The 17,646-nt window shown below is 71.9% G+C and carries 18 protein-coding genes and 1 pseudogene; 14 read left to right on the top strand and 5 right to left on the bottom strand.

Annotation, left to right across the window (positions count from 1 at the left end):
* The first annotated feature begins 262 nt into the window (after positions 1-262).
* The 7 genes from ACIHEJ_RS33600 to ACIHEJ_RS33570 all read left to right on the top strand — a co-directional run bounded on the left by ACIHEJ_RS33600 (position 263) and on the right by ACIHEJ_RS33570 (position 6,889).
* The gene (locus ACIHEJ_RS33600; protein WP_400141232.1) at positions 263-727 is read left to right on the top strand and encodes a hypothetical protein; all 465 of its coding nucleotides are present in this window, start codon (positions 263-265) and stop codon (positions 725-727) included.
* An 858-nt stretch (positions 728-1,585) separates the two neighbouring features.
* Positions 1,586-3,001, top strand: coding sequence for an ATP-binding protein (locus ACIHEJ_RS33595; RefSeq protein ID WP_400141230.1), 1,416 nt, complete (start codon positions 1,586-1,588; stop codon positions 2,999-3,001).
* Positions 3,002-3,003: 2 nt separating this feature from the next.
* Complete coding sequence (locus tag ACIHEJ_RS33590; protein WP_400141228.1) at positions 3,004-3,426, top strand: roadblock/LC7 domain-containing protein; 423 nt, start codon at positions 3,004-3,006, stop codon at positions 3,424-3,426.
* On the top strand, positions 3,423-3,776 hold the full coding sequence (locus ACIHEJ_RS33585; RefSeq protein ID WP_400141227.1) for a DUF742 domain-containing protein: 354 nt from the start codon (positions 3,423-3,425) through the stop codon (positions 3,774-3,776). Before ACIHEJ_RS33590 ends, ACIHEJ_RS33585 begins: the two co-directional genes overlap by 4 nt.
* Positions 3,754-4,380 (top strand): GTP-binding protein, encoded by a 627-nt coding sequence (locus ACIHEJ_RS33580; RefSeq protein WP_400141225.1) that lies wholly within the window; start codon positions 3,754-3,756, stop codon positions 4,378-4,380. Before ACIHEJ_RS33585 ends, ACIHEJ_RS33580 begins: the two co-directional genes overlap by 23 nt.
* On the top strand, positions 4,377-5,594 hold the full coding sequence (locus ACIHEJ_RS33575; protein ID WP_400141223.1) for a cytochrome P450: 1,218 nt from the start codon (positions 4,377-4,379) through the stop codon (positions 5,592-5,594). Before ACIHEJ_RS33580 ends, ACIHEJ_RS33575 begins: the two co-directional genes overlap by 4 nt.
* Positions 5,595-5,644: 50 nt before the next feature.
* Entirely contained in the window at positions 5,645-6,889 is a 1,245-nt protein-coding gene (locus ACIHEJ_RS33570) for a cytochrome P450 (RefSeq protein ID WP_400141221.1), read from the top strand.
* A 265-nt stretch (positions 6,890-7,154) separates the two neighbouring features.
* Here ACIHEJ_RS33570 and ACIHEJ_RS33565 read toward each other — a convergent pair whose 3' ends face one another.
* Positions 7,155-8,762 carry a helix-turn-helix domain-containing protein gene (locus tag ACIHEJ_RS33565; protein ID WP_400141219.1) on the bottom strand — a complete coding sequence of 536 codons (1,608 nt, stop codon included), beginning with the start codon at positions 8,760-8,762 and terminating at the stop codon, positions 7,155-7,157.
* Between the two features lie 173 nt (positions 8,763-8,935).
* On the opposite strand from ACIHEJ_RS33565, the gene ACIHEJ_RS33560 reads away from it, so the two are divergent.
* Together ACIHEJ_RS33560 and ACIHEJ_RS33555 are read left to right on the top strand one after the other, a co-directional pair.
* Positions 8,936-9,559: a hypothetical protein gene (locus ACIHEJ_RS33560; protein ID WP_400141217.1), complete on the top strand. Its 624-nt coding sequence runs from the start codon at positions 8,936-8,938 to the stop codon at positions 9,557-9,559.
* Between the two features lie 110 nt (positions 9,560-9,669).
* Positions 9,670-10,131 carry a hypothetical protein gene (locus tag ACIHEJ_RS33555; RefSeq protein WP_400141216.1) on the top strand — a complete coding sequence of 154 codons (462 nt, stop codon included), beginning with the start codon at positions 9,670-9,672 and terminating at the stop codon, positions 10,129-10,131.
* Between the two features lie 167 nt (positions 10,132-10,298).
* Here ACIHEJ_RS33555 and ACIHEJ_RS33550 read toward each other — a convergent pair.
* Positions 10,299-10,673, bottom strand: a pseudogene (locus tag ACIHEJ_RS33550) (helix-turn-helix domain-containing protein); the annotation flags it as partial.
* Positions 10,674-10,688: 15 nt separating this feature from the next.
* Between ACIHEJ_RS33550 and ACIHEJ_RS33545 the strand changes: the two are divergent.
* On the top strand, positions 10,689-11,483 hold the full coding sequence (locus tag ACIHEJ_RS33545; RefSeq protein ID WP_400141214.1) for a hypothetical protein: 795 nt from the start codon (positions 10,689-10,691) through the stop codon (positions 11,481-11,483).
* Between the two features lie 229 nt (positions 11,484-11,712).
* Here ACIHEJ_RS33545 and ACIHEJ_RS33540 read toward each other — a convergent pair whose 3' ends face one another.
* Complete coding sequence (locus ACIHEJ_RS33540; protein ID WP_400141213.1) at positions 11,713-12,888, bottom strand: metallophosphoesterase family protein; 1,176 nt, start codon at positions 12,886-12,888, stop codon at positions 11,713-11,715.
* A gap of 381 nt (positions 12,889-13,269) precedes the next feature.
* Between ACIHEJ_RS33540 and ACIHEJ_RS33535 the strand changes: the two genes are divergently transcribed.
* From ACIHEJ_RS33535 to ACIHEJ_RS33520, 4 genes are all read left to right on the top strand, one after another.
* Positions 13,270-13,554, top strand: coding sequence for an ArsR/SmtB family transcription factor (locus tag ACIHEJ_RS33535; protein WP_400141211.1), 285 nt, complete (start codon positions 13,270-13,272; stop codon positions 13,552-13,554).
* A gap of 53 nt (positions 13,555-13,607) precedes the next feature.
* Positions 13,608-14,168 (top strand): nitroreductase family protein, encoded by a 561-nt coding sequence (locus ACIHEJ_RS33530; RefSeq protein ID WP_400141209.1) that lies wholly within the window; start codon positions 13,608-13,610, stop codon positions 14,166-14,168.
* Between the two features lie 781 nt (positions 14,169-14,949).
* Positions 14,950-15,408: a Crp/Fnr family transcriptional regulator gene (locus tag ACIHEJ_RS33525; RefSeq protein ID WP_400141207.1), complete on the top strand. Its 459-nt coding sequence runs from the start codon at positions 14,950-14,952 to the stop codon at positions 15,406-15,408.
* Between the two features lie 39 nt (positions 15,409-15,447).
* The gene (locus ACIHEJ_RS33520; protein ID WP_400141205.1) at positions 15,448-16,101 is read left to right on the top strand and encodes a CBS domain-containing protein; all 654 of its coding nucleotides are present in this window, start codon (positions 15,448-15,450) and stop codon (positions 16,099-16,101) included.
* Positions 16,102-16,187: 86 nt separating this feature from the next.
* Here ACIHEJ_RS33520 and ACIHEJ_RS33515 read toward each other — a convergent pair whose 3' ends face one another.
* Together ACIHEJ_RS33515 and ACIHEJ_RS33510 are read right to left on the bottom strand one after the other, a co-directional pair.
* Entirely contained in the window at positions 16,188-16,790 is a 603-nt protein-coding gene (locus tag ACIHEJ_RS33515; RefSeq protein ID WP_400141203.1) for a hypothetical protein, read from the bottom strand.
* A 37-nt stretch (positions 16,791-16,827) separates the two neighbouring features.
* Entirely contained in the window at positions 16,828-17,529 is a 702-nt protein-coding gene (locus tag ACIHEJ_RS33510) for a CBS domain-containing protein (RefSeq protein ID WP_400141201.1), read from the bottom strand.
* Between the last annotated feature and the right edge of the window lie 117 nt (positions 17,530-17,646).

The following is a 17,646-nucleotide window of genomic DNA, read 5'->3' as shown; positions in this document are numbered from 1 at the left end:
GCGGCCGCCCGGACCGGACGCAACGATGTGACCTACTACCCACTTTCGAAGAAATGCCCGAATTGTTCACATGGGCAGCGATCGGTGCATTTCAGAGAGGTCCGGGGCTACGGCCCTCTTTAGGATGTGATCCCGCTCGCATGGCCCACATCACGGCCAGAGCCCCGAAACCCGCCCCTCGGCTCCCGGCGGGGAGCTCTGTCAGGGCCTCCCGGACAGCGTCCTCGGCCTCGGCCGGGTCAACCCGCGTACCCTCGGCTCCGTGCCCCGCCATCCGAAGAAACCCCGTCGGTTGATCGCCGACGGACGCACCTATCTGTGGACGCTCCGCCACAGCCACAGCGTGACGGGCGGCAGCCGGTCCTGCTGCGAGACCCTCACGCTGTACCCGCAGCCGGCCGGCACCGGCGGCCCGCTGCGCATCGTCTTCACCGAGGGCCCGGGTCGGTACGTCCCGGGAGGGGCTCCCCTGGGTTCCGGAGACGTGGGGTACGTCCGGGGCGCCTCCCTGAACCTGCACGAACCCGGCGCCGTCCGAGCCCTGCTCGACGCGGCGTCGGCCCGCGGCCGGCAGTCCGAGGAGCGGCGGGCGATGGAGATCGACGGCTGGTCTCTGCTGGAGACGGCATCCGTCGCGCGGGGCGAAACCACCGGTCCAGCGTCCCGAGCGAGTGACTCCGATGACTTCGTTGATCCTCGGACCGGCACCGGGCACCGATCGAACTAGGCCGTTTCTTTCCCATCATCGGATTGCTGGTCCGGCCGCGCCGTTGACCGATGCGCAGTGGGCCCGAACCAACGCCGCGTCCAGGGAACGCGATCGCTTCATGCCCGGTCCAACTGCGTGCCCGTTGCCGCGTGACGGACACTCGGCGAGATCACTCCAGCAAACGACCCCATGGCTGTGGATTCGATTCCCGTCCGCCCCGTCAGGCGCCGCAGGTGTAGAAGCGATGTGCCTTGTGGAGATGTCGGAAGGATGGCCGCCAGGCCAAGGCGGCCCCCGATTCGCCGCCCGGAACCGGAACCGGTGAGCGGTGAACGTGGTCCGGTCGGCAGGCGACCGCCTCCGCCCACCGAACGGCCGTCCAGGCGATCGAGGCCGAGTCTCGGGCTTCCCTGGTGAGTTCATACCGATCGGGCGTGCCGAAGGGCCGGCTTGCCGTCACCATGTTGTGAGCGAGGACCAATCACCACGTCGGTCGCGGCATTCGTCCGTGCCGGATCTCGAGGCTTCCGCTTGTCAATGAGGGCTGATCTCCGCACAGTTGGGCGTTTTCGGCAGTGTCCGCCGGGGAGGGCCGTTCGTCGACGCCCTGTCCCTCGCTGGTTACACTGCGATGCGTTCGGCTCAGCGCGCTTCCGGTTCGAGCTTGTCGAACGCTCTGCTGGACGACATGACCGCGTACCCGGAGGACACCGTGCCCGCCGCTCACTCCGCCTTAGCCGGCTGGCCCCTCCGCTCCGACTCCCGTGCACCCGAAGCCCGTTCGTCGTGCACGACGTCTCCCCCGACGGTTACGCGACTTTTGGCCTGTCATGCCCGCATCCAATTTCGCGTGTCGGACACGCTGGAGAGGACCTGATGACCGATCTGATACTGGCCGTGAGTGCCCCCGTCGCTCTGGCGGCGGGTGCGACCGCGTGGCGCTTCCGCGGTGCGTACCGGCGCGAGCGAGGCAGGGCCGACCAGCTCCAGGGCCGCACCGACCAACTCACCCAGCAGCTGCGTGCGGTGGAGCACGTCCTCGGGCAGCTGGCCGCGGAGGTGCTGCCCGCGGTGGGCGCCGGCACCCTGCCCGACCAGCAGTACGGAGCCGGCCTCGCGCTGCCCGGCCCGCTGGCCCACACCCCTCTCGCCGGCCGGCTCCGCGACGTGACGGGGCAGGCCATCGCCGCCGTGGCGCACGTACGGGAGGCCGCCCAGGCCGCCGCCGACCAACGCATCACCGAGGTCCGGTCCGCCGCGGAGCAGGAGGTCGCGAAGGCGCGCCGGGAGTCGCAGCAGGCGACCCGCGCGGCCGTGCGCAGTTTCGCCTCCAACGTGGTGGCACGCGCGGCCCGCCTGAGCCGGGAGATCAGCAAGGGCGTGCGCTCCCACCAGGACGACGAGGCGTACGCGACGCTGGTGCACATCGACCACATCGCCCAGCAGATGCTGCTGACCGCGCAGGGCTACGCGGTCCTGGCCGGCGACAAGCTCTCCAGGCGCTGGCCGCGCACCTCCCTGACCGACGTGATCCGCGCAGCCATGGGCCGCGTCGAGGGCTACCAGCGGGTGGAGCACCACGAGTCGGACACCATCGCGGTGGAGAGCCGGGCGGTCGAAGCCGTCGTGCACACCCTGGCACTCCTGCTGGACAACGCCCTGCGGTACTCACCGCCGGCCGCCCGCGTGCATGTCTCGGTGGAGGAGGGCCATCACGCCTGCTTCCTGATCGTCGACGACGCCGGTCTGCGCATGGACGACGAACGGCTGCTGTGGGCCAGCGACATCATGTCCGGCAAACAGCGCGACGACATCACGCAGCTCGGCGCCCATCCGCAGACGGGCCTGCGCGTCGCCTCCCTGCTCGCCGAGAACTACGGCTTCCGGGTCGAGTTGACCGCGCCGAACATCTACCAGGGCACCCGGGCCGTACTGGTTCTGCCGAAGAACCTCCTGTTCTTCTCCACCGGTGGGGCCCAGCCCGCCGGAACCCGCGCTGCCGTACCCCGGGCCGCCGCCGCAACCCGGGCCGCCGCAGCGCCCCAGCCCGCCGCAGCGCTCGAGCCCGCTGCCGTACCCGCCGCGCGGGATTCCGGCTCGCCCGCGCCCGCCGCGACCACCGCCAGCGGGCTGACTGTCCGTCAACGCCCTGCCCGGCCACGCAACACCGCCCCGTCGACGCCGGAGCCTCCGGTCGTGCCGGGGCGGCCCAGCGTCGCCGCCGCCTGGGCGGCGGGCAGCCGCCAGGGCCGCCAGACCCAGGAAAACACCGGACCCACCGAAGGAAAGTGACCATGCGCGACACGCACAGCAACAGCCTGGGGTGGCTGCTCGACCAGGAACTCGGCGCCGTCGAGGGCGTCGAGTACGCCGTGCTGATGAGCAGCGACGGCCTCCTGCAGGCCCGCACGCAGACGATCGGCCAGGAGGACGCGGAGAAACTCGCCGCCCTCACCGCCTCGCTGCGCGCCGCCGGCAAGGCATGGGACGAGCACGTCGGCGGCAAGGGCATGTGCCAGTTGCTGATCGAGTCGCAGGGCCGCATCGGGCTGACCACCGCGGCCGCGCGCAACTCGATGCTCTCGGTCGTCACGACCGGCCCGGACGCCGACGTGGGCCTGATCAGCCACCACATGGTGCGGCTGGCGACCCGGCTCGGCCACGAGTTGGAGGTCGGGGACCGGCTGCCTGTCTCGGAAGGCGGCACCGCGACGTGAGTGGTCCGCGGCACGACCCGGACCTGATCAGGCCCTACGTCCGCACCGGCGGACGGAACCGGCCGAGCCGTGAGGTGCGCCTGGAGACGGTGGTCATCGCCGCGTCCGGTCCCACCGAGAGGCTGGCGCCGGACGCCCGCAGGGTGATGCGTCTCTTCGCCGGCGGGCGGGGCGGCCTGGCCGTGGCGGACATCGCCGCCGCGCTGGAACTGCCGCCCTCGACCGTACGGATCCTCGTCTCCGACCTGATGGACAGCGGCCGTCTGACCAGCCCGGCCCCTGTTCAGGAGGGCCGCCCCGGACTCGACCTGCTCCAGGAGGTGCTGCGTGGACTACGCGAACTGGTCTGACCGGCCCGCCGTCAACTATGTGGCCCCCGCCGTGAACCGCTCGGCGAAGATCGTCGTCGCCGGGGCGTTCGGGGTCGGCAAGACCACTTTCGTCGGCAGCGTCTCCGAAGTGGCACCGCTGCGCATGGAGGAGCCCATCACCGAGGCGAGCGTCGGCGTGGACGATCTGCGCGGCACCCCGCACAAGACGACCACGACGGTCGCCATGGACTTCGGGCGCATCCACCTGCTGAACGACCGCCTGGTGCTCTACCTGTTCGGGACCCCTGGCCAGACCCGGTTCCGCCCCCTGTGGGAAGGGCTGACCGAGGGAGCCCTGGGCGCAGTGGTCCTGGCCGACACCAGGGATCTCGACGGCTGCCACGAGGTGCTGAGCCTGCTGGAGGAGCAGCGGACGCCGTACGCCGTCGTCATCAACGTGTTTCCCGACGCGCCCCGGTACCCCCTGGACGAGATCCGGCAGGCGCTCGCGCTGGAGCCCGAGACACCGCTGACCGAATGCGACGCGCGGGACCGCCGCTCCTGTGTGTACGCGCTCATCACCCTCATCGAGTACCTGACCACCCGACACGTCCCCGCCTCTCTTGTGGAGCCCCGCCCATGACCACCCCCGGCCCCGGCATCGCGAGCTCCCCGGCCAGAGTCCCGCTCTACGCCGCCGAGTTCGCCGACGACCCGCACGCCGCGTACGAGCGCATGCGCCGCGTCCACGGTCCGCTGGTCCCCGTGGATCTCGCTCCCGGTGTTCCCGCCACCCTGGTCATCGGCTTCCACCAGGCCCGACGCATCCTCAACGACCCCTTGCACTTCCCAGCCGACCCGCGGATCTGGCAGGAGGGCATACCCGAGTCCTGCCCGGTACGGCCGATGATGGAGTGGCGTCCCAACGCCCTGCGCTCGTCCGGTGCCGAGCACACCCGCTACCGGGCGGCGAACACCGCGAGCATCCAGGCGGTCGACCAGCACGAACTGCGGGCGCTGGTGGAGAAGGTCGCCTCCGGCGCCATCGGTGCCTTCCGCCACCTCGGCCAGGCCGATCTCCTCACCCAGTACTCGTTCCCCATCGCGTTCCACGTGCTGAGCGCGCTGCTGGGCTGCCCGGACGAGATCGGGATGCGCATCGCCGACGGCATGGCCAAGATCTTCGAGGCGGAGGCCGAGACCGCCGCCCGGGGCAACGAGATCCTCGGCCAGGCCGTCCTCGACCTCGTGACGCTCCGGCGGCGGCACCCCGGGGACGACATCACCTCACGGCTGATCGCCCACAGCGCCCGCCTGGACGACGTGGAGATGTCGCACCAGCTCGTCACGCTGTACGGCGCGGGCATCGAGCCGCTGACCAACCTGATCAGCAACACCGTGCTCAGGATCCTCACCGACGAGCAGTTCTCGGCCGGCCTGCACGCCGGGCAGCCGGTGCGCGAAGCCCTCGACACGGTCCTGTACACCGACCCGCCGATGGCCAACTACTGCATCAGCTACCCGCCGTACCCCATCGACGTCGAGGGCGTGCTGCTCCCCGCCCACCAACCCGTCGTCATCTCCATGGCCGCCTGCAACAACGACCCTGCCGTCACGGGGGGCCTCGGCGCCGGCGCGCTCACCGGCAACCGCGCCCACCTGTCCTGGAGCATCGGTCCGCACACCTGCCCGGCCCGCACCCATGCGTACCTCATCGCCGAGACGGCCGTCGCCTGCCTGCTCGACGCCCTTCCCGAGATCGATCTCGCCTGTTCCACAGGGGATCTGGTGTGGCGGCCCGGCCCGTTCCACCGCGCCCTGGAAGTGCTGCCCGTCCGTTTCCCCGCTGTCGTCTGAAGCCCCGCTGTCGTCCGACACCGCCACCCCTGTCCTTAAGGAGAACGGCCTTGTCCCAGCACACTCCGCTCGTCCTCGACCCCGCCGGGGCCGCCCGGCACCTGGAGCATGAGACCCTGCGCGCCCAGGGTCCCGCAACGCGAGTGGACATCCTCGGCGTCCAGGCCTGGGCGGTCACCGACCCCGCCCTGCTCAAGCAGCTGCTGACCAGCCCCGACGTGTCCAAGGACGCACGGGCGCACTGGCCCGCCTTCGAGCAGACGGTCGCGACCTGGCCGCTCGCCCTGTGGGTCGCGGTGAAGAACATGTTCACCGCCTACGGCGCCGACCACCGCCGGCTGCGCCGCATGGTCGCCCCCGCCTTCAGCGCGCGCCGCATCGCCGAGCTGCGCCCGGCCGTCGAGGCCCTGGTCACCGAGCTGGTGGAGGACCTCGCCGCGCTGCCCGCCGGGGAGGTCGTCGACCTGCGCGAACGCCTGGCCTACCCGCTGCCCATCGCCGTGATCGGGCACCTGATGGGCGTTCCGCAGGACCGGCGGGCGGACTTCCGCAAGCTCGTGGACGGCGTCTTCGACACCACGCTCACCCAGGAGGAGGCCGAGACCAACGGCGCCCGCCTCTACGCCCTCCTCGACGAGCTGATCGCCACCAAGACCAGCGCCCCCGGCGACGACATGACCTCCCTGCTCATCGCGGCGCGGGACGAGGAGTCGGACGGAACCGGCTTCACCGCGGAGGGACTCCGCGACACCCTGCTGCTGATGATCAGCGCCGGGTACGAGACCACCGTCAACGTCATCGACCAGGCCGTCGTCGCCATGCTGACCGCCCCCGACCAGTACGACCTCGTCCGCACCGGCAAGGCCGGCTGGGACGACGTGGTGGAGGAGACACTGCGGCACGAGCCCGCCGTCAAGCATCTGCCGCTGCGCTACGCCGTCGCCGACATCGAACTGCCCGACGGACGCACCATCGCCCGGGGTGAGGCCATCCTCGCCTCGTACGCCGCCGCCAACCGTCACCCCGACTGGCACGGGGACGACGCCGACACCTTCGACGTGACCCGCACGGTCAAGGACCACCTGGCCTTCGGCCACGGGGTGCACTTCTGCCTCGGCGCCCCGCTGGCCCGCCTGGAGGTCGCGGAAGCCCTCCGGCAGCTGTTCGGCCGCTTCCCCGACCTGTCCCTCGCGGTGCCGGCCGAGGAACTGCGACCTGTCCCCTCCCTGATCAGCAACGGGCACCAGGAACTCCCCGTCCGGCTGGGCCCCGCGCGCCCGGACACCGTCTCCTAGAACTCCGTCGGGCCGCTGCGGACTTGTCGCGTCCGATCCGGGGTGCGGGCGATGCCGGTGGCCGGTGCCGCAGGTGCCGGTCCATCAGCCATGAGGCGCACGTGAGCTTCGTCAACGCGGCCCGTCGCTCGCGCGATCCGAGCCAGGAGCATCTCGTCCAGGTGCTTGGCGGGCCGTCGGCCCGGCACGGCGTGGAGTCCGCCTGGGCGCCCGGAGCCGGGTGACATCAGGGCCGGTCGGGGCGTCACTGGTCAGGGGGCGCACCTCAAGAGTCGGCGGGCACCCACTGACGCACACCGTGGCCGTTCGTGCCGTACCAGTAGCGGGGCAGGCCCTTGGTGCTGCTGGTGCGGAACGGGCGGCCGTGGTCGTCGATGCGGACCGTGCCGGTGCGGCCCTGGGAGGACCAGTCGAGTTCCAGGTACCAGTTGCAGTCGTAGGCCTCGGTCGTCGCGGTGACCAGCAGCACCTCCGGCTCCTCGGCGGAGACGCGGTAGGGGAACCGCACCGCGGGGATGTTCCTTCCGCCGTCGTTGCCGGGGCGCGCGTGGGCGATCGGGCGGTTGACGTCCAGGTCCACGGAGAAGTCACGGGGCGTCAGGTCGCCGCCGCAGCCCTGCTCCATGGCGTACGCGTTGCCGGTCAGCGGTGTGCCGCGGCTGACGACACGGACCCGGAGGGCCGTCAGGACCACGGCCGTGGACGACTTCCCCTGCACCGAGATCTGCACCATCGTCTGCCGCCCGTGCACCGCTCTCTGCGTCGCCGCCCACACCCCGGCGTCCTGCTGCACCGGTGGCGGGGGCACCTGGGCCGGCTCCTTGTCGATGACGTAGTCGTGCCCGCAACCGCCCTGCCAGATCTGCGGGTCGGCGGTCCAGGCGAGCGGCACACCGGTCGGCACGGGGGCGTGGCTCGTCGTGTCCGCCGACGGTCCGCCCTTCGCCTCGGGCCGCCCCGAAGCCCGTACTCCTGGAGAGGGCGAGGCCGACGAACGGCTGCGGGAGGGGCTGGCCGCAGGGGCCGAGGGATGGGCTGACGTACCGATTCCCGTCGCACGGGACCGACCGGGAGCCTTGGCCGAGTTGCCGGGAGACCGGTCGGCCGACAGCGCCGACAGGCTGCCCAGCGTCACCAGCAGCACGGTCGCCACGGCGGCGCCGACGACGGTGCGGCGACGGCGGTACCAGGGCCGTCCCGTCGAGCGGGCCTCGTTCCGCCGGACCGTCGGCTCGGGACTGGCAGGTCCGGGAGCGTCCGAAGCGGGCAGCCCGGCGTCGGGACCGGCAGCGTCGAGTCGCGGCGGCGCACCGCTCGTGCCGCCCTCGTCACCACCGACACCGTCCGCGCCACCACCCGCACCCCGCGCCGTCCGGCCGCCCGGTCCCGAAGCCCGCTCGCCCCCTGTCGGCTCGAGCACCCCCTCGGTCGCCGTCGGCTCCGGTACCTCCTCGGCCTCTGCCCGCTCCGATGCCCCCTCGGCCTTCGCCGGCTCCGGTACCTCCTCGGCCTTCGCCGGCTCCGGTACCTCCTCGCCCCTTGGCGGCTCCGGTGCCCCCTCACCCGCTCGCGGCCGCCGGCGTGCCGTCACCGCGAGCAGCCACAGGCGGTGCAGTTCGAGGCGTTCCTCGGGTGTCGCACCGCAGAAGGCGGCCAGGCGTTCGACCGGGGCGTAGTCCTGCGGGACCGCCTCGCCCGCGCAGTAGCGGTGCAGCGTGGAGGTGTTCATGTTGAGGCGCCGGGCCAGAGAGCCGTAGCTCCGGTCCGTGCGGTCCTTGAGCCGGCGCAGCAGCGCCGCGAACTGCTCGACGTCGTCCCCGGTCGACACCGTTCCCCCGTCCTCCCTCGTGCCCCTGCATCCCAGGCGATCCATGTACCTGCACGTCAGATGGGCTGGGATGGTTCCACCGTCGCCGGACGGGCGTCCGGCGTTGCGCCGGGCCGCGGTGACGGCCGATGCTCTTGGTGTCGCACCGACCAGGGCCGGACCGACCGGCCGGCGGGGTGCGACCGACGACACCCATGCACTCATCCACGGGGACACCTATGCCCAAACGCATCCGAGCGAGCGCGCTCGTGGCACTCACGGTCGCGGGCCTCGCCCTCGGCGCGACGCTCGCCGCACCGGCGAACGCCGCGCCCAGGGCGCCCGGCTTCCTCACGGCGGCCGATCTCCCGCCGCACCCGAGCTCGTCCTGGACGGCCGGCAAGGTAACCGCCGGCGTACCCGAGGCGGTGGAGGAGGACCGCTGCCTGAGCATGGCGCTGGGCGGCGACGGTTCGGACACCTGGTACCGGGACTTCCGCACCGACCTCGACACGAGTGCCCGTCAGATCAGCGTGCGACTGTCCACGACGGCTGCGGCCAAGGGCCGCTTCTCGCGGCTGAACAAGGACATCAAGTCCTGTGCGGCACGCATCGAGAAGGCCGACCCGGCGACCGAGGTCACGCCGAAGGACTACGGCACGCTGCCGGTCGAGGAGGGCGCCCACGTCTACGGCCTGCACACGGTGACCTCCTGGGGCGCCTCCGACATCCGTCTGCTCTCCGTCGGCCGGGACGGCAGGACCGTCACGGTCGTCGACTGGGGCCGGCTGGGGGACTTCGGGGACGCGCCGGTGAAGGCCTTCAGGAAGACGACCGTCACGGCCGTGAACAAGCTCCACTGACCGCATGACCGGGGCCGCTCTCCGTCACGGGGGTGGGGAGAGCGGCCCGTCGACCACCGACAGCGCCGTTCGGCGCGATTCGATTTGACTCACAACAAAAGGGAGTACACATGAGCAGCAGGACCCGAACCGTCCTGACCGCCGGCGTCCTCGCCGTCGCCCTCGGCCTCGGCGCCACGGCCCAGGCCTCCGCCGGCGCCCCGCGCAGCGTCAGCGGCAAAACGACCGACAACATCACGCGCATCGCCAACTTCTACGGCACCTACATCGACGCGGTGCTCGACGAGGACAGCGGCAAGCTCGGGAAGGACCTGCGCAGCCACTACCTCACGCCCGCCTTCCAGAAGGAGTTGGCGGCCTGGGAGGACCGGGAGCACGCCGACGGCGTGCTGCGCGCCCAGAACGTCCCGCTCGCCTGGAAGGTCACCGACAACGGCACCGGCCGCACCTACACGGAGGCCGTCGTCACCCTCACCTGGAGCCGAGGCACCAGCACCAAACTGGTCGTCGACATGACCCGCGGCAGCCACCGGATCTTCCACATCGGTGAGAAGGGTGTGGGTCGCAAGTAGTCACTCCGGTCGCATCCGCGGCGTGAGGATCTGGAACGGTCGCACCTCGCCGGCCAAGGCACTTCGACGCAGGGTCCGTTCCAGCTCCTCCGTCACCTCCGCCCGGGCGCCGTGCTCGGAGACGGTCCGTCGGAGCCGCAGGATGTGCCCCCGCTGCCAGGGCACGGCTACGTTGCCCCCGTGCGCCGGGTCGGAGGCGTCTGCCACAGCTGGCCACCGCGACGCCGGCTGCCCGGAGAGGTGAGGAGTGCGGAGGTTCCGCGGTCGGGCCAGGCGATGTCGTCGACGGCGAGAAACGGCTCGTCGGCCACGGTCGCGGGGGTCGCCCCGGTGAACGCCATGACGTCCCGGTGCAGGTGGGACTGGTCGGCGTAGCCGGTGTCGGCCGCGACTCGGGCCGCGCCTTCACCCGCGACCAGGCGGTGGGCGGCATGGTCGAAGCGGACCAGTTTCACGGCGCGTTCGGGCGGCAGGCCGAGCTTCGACCGGAATCGGGACCACAGCCGCTTTCGACTCCAGCCGACCTCGGCCGCGAGTGCGTCGGACTGCACTCCACCGTGCGCCGTCTCGTCTTCGGCGAGGAGTCCCGCTTCGACGCCTTCATCGGGGCCCACCTCGGCGTGCTGACCCTGCCGAACGTCTACGACCTCGACGGCGAGCTGCTCCTCCACGTCGGCGTCGGCCGCACTGCCGGCATGTACGGGGCGCGGCACCTCGGCGACGCGCGGGCGCTGTTCCTCTTCCGGAGCGAGCGCGAGCTCGGGTTCCACCACCGCGACGTGCCCCGGCAGAAGGAGTTGCTGCGTGGTGCGTTCGCCGGCATGCACGCCCATGTGGACCGCTGGCTGGACGAGCTCGACCACGCCTCGGCGTTCTCCTTCGACTCGATCACCCAGCTCCGTCTGGACACCTGGTCTCAGGGCCGGGTGACGCTCGTCGGCGACGCGGGCTACTGCCCCGGTCCGGCCGTCGGCGGCAGCACCAGCCTGGCCGTCGTCGGCGCGTACGTCCTCGCCGGAGAGCTGGCACAGGCGGGCGGCGACCACGAGCGTGCCTTCCCCGGCTACGAACGCGTGATGGCGGGGCACGTGCGGGGTAGCCGCGCGGTCGGGCTGAGCGCGGCGAAGACCCTGATCCCCACGTCCCGCCTCGGTGTGTGGGGACTGGCCCGGGGCGCCCGCCTGATCTCCGCCCTGCCCGCGGGCCCGAGCCGCGCCCTCGTTCGCCTGACCACCAGGAGCGCACGCCTCTACGACTCCGTGACCGTCGACGACTACCCGCCGTCGCCCACCGCGTCAGGAGGTCCGGGCGGCCTCGCGGGCGTCCCCGGAGGCGGTCTCGGGGCGGGGTGAGGATGGATGATCCCGCGGTGCGGACTCCGCGAGCCTGGTGAGGAGCCGGCTGACCGCATCGCGGTGCGGACCGCGGCGGACCCCGAACTGCGGTCGCTGATCAGCGGCCTGACTGGGGAGCAGGACGAGAGAGGTCCCCGTCGCCGTCGATGTGGTCGGTCCGCAGCCGCAGGATCTCCTGGTACGCGGCGGACGCGTACCAGGCGCGGGTCAAGTGCTCAAGGACGTCTTACCGCACCCTGGTCGTGCAGGTGCCGTTGCCCGAGTCGCTGTACTGCAGCGCCGTGGAGTCGAAGCCGGGGCCGGGCAGGGCGGGCTTGTAGTCCCAGCTGTAGCTGTCGGACTTGAGGGTGAGCTTCATGACGCCGAAGGCGCCGGACTGGGCAGTGACCACGTTGGGGTTGTCGTAGTTGCCCGGCGTGCCGGCGAGGGTGTCGAGGGCCTCGCCGCCGGAGCCGACGATGAACTCCGGGATGCCGTGGGCCGGGTCGTAGTCGCCGGCCGGGTTCATCGGGCGCAGCCGGGCGTACGCGTGCTGGTGGCCGTTGAGGATGAGTGTGGCGTGGTGCCGGTAGAGGAGCTTCCACCACGCGTCGGTCGCCGCGCCCTCGATGCCGTCGGCGCCCGGCGCCGAGGCGGGCACCGTGGCGGTCGAGGCCGTCGTGGCGCTGAAGGTCGGCTGGTGCCAGTACGCGATCGTGCACTGACGCTTGTTGGCGGCCAGGTCCTGCGAGAGCCACTGGGTCTCCTGGCCGAGGAGGCCGTTGTCCGTCGTGGAGCAGTCGTGGCCGAACGCGTCGGAGCCGCACTCGGCGTTGAGCGAGATGATGTGCCAGTTGCCGAGGTCGTAGGAGTACCACCCCTGGTTGCCGGCGGTGTCGTCGCCGGCCTGGCCCTGGGTGTTCGGCGTACCGGCCTGGTCGTGGCCGTTGAAGTAGCCGAAGTAGCCGACGCCGTTCTGCCCGGCCTCGTTGTCGCCCTTCTTGGTGTACGGGTAGTACTCGTGGTTGCCCGGCGCCGGGCGTTCGAGCATCTTCAGACCGCCCCATGCCTGCTCGAAGGACTGCTCGAAGTCGGTCAGCTTGCCGACCTGGTACTGCTCGTCGCCCAGCAGGGCCACGGCATCGGGGTGCATGTCCGTGGCCTGCTTCGCGGTGGCGAACTCGGCGCTCATGCCGCCCAGCGTGGGGCTGCCGCACTTCAGCGAGGCCGGGGTGGCGGCGTTCTCGGCGTCGTCGGGCTCGCAGGCGATGTCGCCGACAGCCGCCAGGGTGTACGTCGATGCCCTGTGGTGGGCGTAGGGCCAGTCGTCGCCGCTCCGGTCCGCCATGGCGACGGCGGTGCCGGTGGCCGCCAGGACGGCCAGGCCGACGGCTGCGGAGGAGATCTTGGTGACGCGTCTCATGTGCGGTGTCCTTCCACGGGAGGAGCGGCCACCGCACGTTAGACAGTCGACACATCAGTTGACACAAACATGCCCCCACGGTTCGGTGAACTCCCTTCGCGACTGGGCCGCGGTGTCCTCCCTGCTGCGGACGCGTACACAGGCCGCACCTGCTTGGGCGTATGCAGCTGCCGCGGCTGTGCCCGACGCGGTCCGGAAGACCTCCCGGTCGTCGCCTCATGACTGCGTGCGATCGCCGGGTGGGCCGACGTGGCTGACTGTGTCCCGCCCGGCCGGCAGCGGCCCGCCCCCTTCGCCGCGGCGAGCCACCGGCGAACGCCGGGACAGCAGCGGTCCGAGGCCGCTACGGCGGCGACACGTCCGGGACCAGTGGGGCAGCCCGTGGATCTGGACGTGGACCTGGCTGTAGTGCTGCACGCCCTGGGCGATCCGGTTCGGCCGGCGCTGGTCCGCCGGATGGCCGAGGACGGCGAGAGCCCATGCAGCCCGGACGACGTGGCGGTGCCCCGATCGACGCTGTCCAACCATTGGCGGATCCTGCGCGAGGCCGGGATCACCGAGACCCGCCGGGCGGGAAAGGCTCGTCTGATGGCCCTGCGCCGCGCCGATCTGGACGCCCGCATCCCGGGACTCCTCGCGGCCGTATTGGCCGAACAGGGGCGATGAGTGGCGCGGCTGACGTCCGGAATACGCCCGCGGGTCGGCCGGTTGACGCGGTCATGCGACATGATCCGCAGCCGCGCGGCGGCCTCCATCCTCTGCTCGCGCAACGGTTCAGCCCGTACCGGTTCGACCCGTCGGCCGCCATCGACGACCACACGCTGAACCTGCTGCTGGAGGCCGCACGGTGGGCACCGTCCGCCGGCAACTCCCAGCCCTGGGGCTTCTTCACCTCTCGCCCCCATGAACCGGATCACGAACGGGTGGTGCGTCACCTCGCGCCCAGTTCGGCGCGGTGGGCGACGGACGCCGGCCTGCTCGTCGTCATGCTGACGCGCCGTCACGTGGACGAGACGCAACTGCTCTACTCCGAGTTCGCGGACTACGACCTCGGCCAGGCCATCGCCCACATGACCGTCCAGGCGCAGGCGATGGGACTGTCCGCGCACCAGTTCCGCGCCTTCGACCTGGAGGGCCTCACCAAAGAACTCAACCCGAACCCGGGATGGGCGATCGTCTCCATGGTCGCGCTGGGAAAGGCGGCCGAAGAGCCGCCCGAGCGGCGCGAACGGCGCAGCGTCGCCGATCTGCTGTCGGCCCCCTGGACGCTGTCGGAGTAGTAGTGCCGGCGCGGGCCGGCGCTGCGCTCCAGCGACCGGACGTCACCAGGCACGCCGAGTATCACCGGCACACCGGCCCGGGTCCGTCGCGGCAACGCGGACAGGAGGATGCGCGTCAGTCCGGGTAGGGCCGGTTCCGCCGAGCGGGACGAGGGATGATCCACCGCCACCACCTCCCGCGCCACCCCGCGTGGCGAGGCCATGGGAGTCACCGTTTCCGCCGCCTCACCCACCCGCTGAGAAGCTGCTCGCACCGCCTCCGCGCCGCCGGCTTCCCGCCACCGCTGAGCGTGCCCGGCGCCCGGGCGCCGCGGCCGACGGCCCGCCTCCGGCCTCCGTGCCACACGGCCGCCGACTGCCGTGACCTCGACCTGGTATGCACGCCGGACCGCCACCGTCCCGGCCGTTCCCGCGGACTTCGGGAAGCTGACGCTGCCGGTACCGCTCCACGGCGTCCCGAGCCATCAGTGCGCTCGCCTGCTCACTGATCGCGTACGGCCTGTGCCCATCTGAGGGGTGCCCGCCGGTGCCGGACCGCATGGCCGCGTCGCGGGGCGACGGCTCCCAACAGTGGCCTTGGAACGGGGCCGATCTGCCGCCACGTTGATCTCTCGGGACAGTCACCTCTGCGGCTCCTCTCGCCGCGAGTGCTGCGGGCGTGACGGCGCGGCGGATCGGACACATGGGCCGAAGAGCCCCCACCGGAGTCCGAGCGGCCCGTGGCACCGGTGCCCGGGGGCGCGCAGGCTGGGACCGACAGCCCACGAAGGGAGCAGGTGCGATGACCAGCGCCACCACCATGGCCACGGCTCTTGAGCCTGTGCACCGCGAACGGCTGATGCGCCTCGCCCGCGAGGTCTCCTTCGACGTCGGCACCCGCCTGTTCGAGGAGGGCCACCGGGCCGACCGCTTCTGGATCGTGCGCACCGGCACCGTGGCCCTCGACCTGCACGTGCCCGGCCGCCGCCCCGCCGTCATCGAGACGCTCGGACACGGCGAACTGGTCGGCTGGTCCTGGCACTTCGCACCGTACATCTGGCACCTGGGTGCCGAGGCGACGAGCCCGGTACGGGCCTGGGAATTCGATGCCGAGGCGGTGCGGGCGCTGTGCGCGAGCGACGCCGGGTTCGGCCGGGCCACAGCGGTATGGGTGGGACGTGTGGTCGCTCAGCGGCTGCACGCGTCGCGCGTCCGGCTGCTCGACCTCTATGCCCCGTACGGCAGCGGAGGCCTGGCCTGACCACACGGACGCTCCGGCCGGCCCAAGGAGGAGGCGAGCATGGACGACAGCCCGCGCCGGGTGGGCGACGTGATGACGCGCGCCGCCGTAGCGGTGGGCCGCAGTGCTCTGTTCAAGGACATCGTCGAGCGCATGCAGCGGTGGCAGGTCAGCGCCCTTCCGGTGCTGGAGGGCGACGGCCGGGTGATCGGTGTGGTCTCCGAGGCCGACCTGCTGCCCAAGGAGGAGTTCCGGGACAGCGACCCGGACCGGTTGACCCAGTTGCGCCGGCTGTCCGACCTCGCCAAGGCCGGCGCGGTCTCGGCCGAGGAGCTGATGAGCACGCCGGCCGTCACCGTCCACACGGATGCCACGCTTGCCGAGGCCGCGCGCATCATGGCGCTGCGGCACATCAAACGGCTGCCCGTGGTGAACAGCGAGGGCGTGCTCGAAGGTGTGGTCAGCCGTGGCGATCTGCTGAAGGTGTTCCTGCGCACGGACAACGAACTCGCCGATGAGGTCCGCCGCGACATCGTCGACGTTCTCTTCCCGGCCCCGGTCGAGCCCGTACACGTCATGGTCACCGACGGCGTCGTGACCCTGACCGGACGCGTCGGGGACGCTGCTCGGATTCCGCTGGCCGCCCGCCTGGTCCGCGGCGTGGAAGGGGTCGTGGGCGTGGACTGCCGTCTCGTCGCCGCCGACGCAGCGTGACCCGCACGGCCGTACGCAGCGTGACCCGCACGGCCGTTGTGAACGTGCATGGTGCGCGAGGGTGGACACGTGGTGGGCGACCGCGGTCAGCCCTTGCCCCCGCTCAGGTTCCGCCACTCGGGACCGACCTGCTTCCACTCCTCGTCCCACTCGGCCAGACGCCGCCGCAGGAGCCGGGCACGGATCAGCCTGCCTCCGGCCCAGGCCGTCGCGCCGGCCAGCGGAGCGACGAGCGCACCGGTCAGGACCGCCTGCAGCGTAGCCTCCGTCCCACTGGGGGGCGGGGAGACGATCCGGCCGGTCCGGTCCGTCCATACGGTGAGCCTGCTGCCCACCGGGGCACCCGGAAAGATCTTCGCCAGTCCCGTGTGGACCGACCCGTCCGCACCTGTCCACCGCACGGTGGCCCACACCCTGCCGTCGTCGTTGCCCGCACCGGCGGGCGGGGTCCTCGCGGCGTCGTCGGCGAGCACGGCGGACACCGGGTGCACGTGCGCGCGCCGGGCCGCGGAAGCCGAGTCCGTCACCTGTGCCGCCACGACGCCCGCGAGGACTCCGCCAAGGAGGGCGAGCGCCCAGACGGCCAACACGATCCACGCCTCGACGACGTCGCTGTGCCGCCTGACCGGGTTACGCCGCCAGCGCCACAGCCACGCCCGGGTCGCGCTGGAGAGAGGTGTCCTTGTCATCGGTCCGCGCCGCCCTCTCGCATGACACCCGTCGCCCTCAGGCGGGGGCCGGCCTTTGCGTACCCGGCAGATCGGGATCGAGATCGGGGTGGCGGGGCGAGCCGGTCAGCTCACCACGCACATCGACCACACCGGGCACCGCCCGTGCCAGATGGGTGGCGAGCGGAATCAGCGCTGTCCGGTGGATCCGGCCGGTGAGCGCCACAACACCGTCGTGGACATCGACCCTGACCCCTTCCCCGTGTGGGCCGAAGAGCCGGACGACGACCTCGCGCCGGACCTCCTCGGCGATGTCGGCGTCGTCCCTCAGGAAGATCTTGAGCAGGTCGGCCCGGCTGACGATGCCCTTCAGGAGCCCGGCGTGATCGACGACCGGCAGTCGCTTGACCCTGCCGCGCGCCATGATGCGGGCAGCGCGGGCGAGGGGGACGTCGGGTGTCACGGTGAGGGCGGGAGTGGTCATCAGCTCTCCGGCGGTGACCGCGTCCGCCTTGTGGACGTCGGCGAAGCCTCGCCCCTGCCCGTAGCGGCCCGGATCCCCCTCGCCGTACTCCTCCTTGGGCAGCAGGTCGGCCTCGGACACCACTCCGACGACACGTCCGCCGTCGTCCAGGACGGGGAGGGCGCTGACCCGCCACTCCTGCATGGTCCGCACGATGTCCTTGAACGCCGCCCCCGTACGCAGGGCGACGACCCTGCGGGTCATCACGTCGTTCACCACGGTGGGAGTGCCGATCATGGCGTCCTCCAGGGGCCGGCTGAAGTCCTACGACACCTCCAGGCTGCGCCGACGAGCCGGGCCGGGCATGGGCCGAGTGGCCCGTCCCAAGGGCCCCTCGCCCGGCCCGCCGGGCCG

The sequence above is a fragment of the Streptomyces sp. NPDC052301 genome, assembly GCF_044593395.1.
In the GTDB taxonomy this organism is placed as follows: domain Bacteria; phylum Actinomycetota; class Actinomycetes; order Streptomycetales; family Streptomycetaceae; genus Streptomyces.
This window is presented reverse-complemented; position numbering and strand designations above follow the sequence as displayed.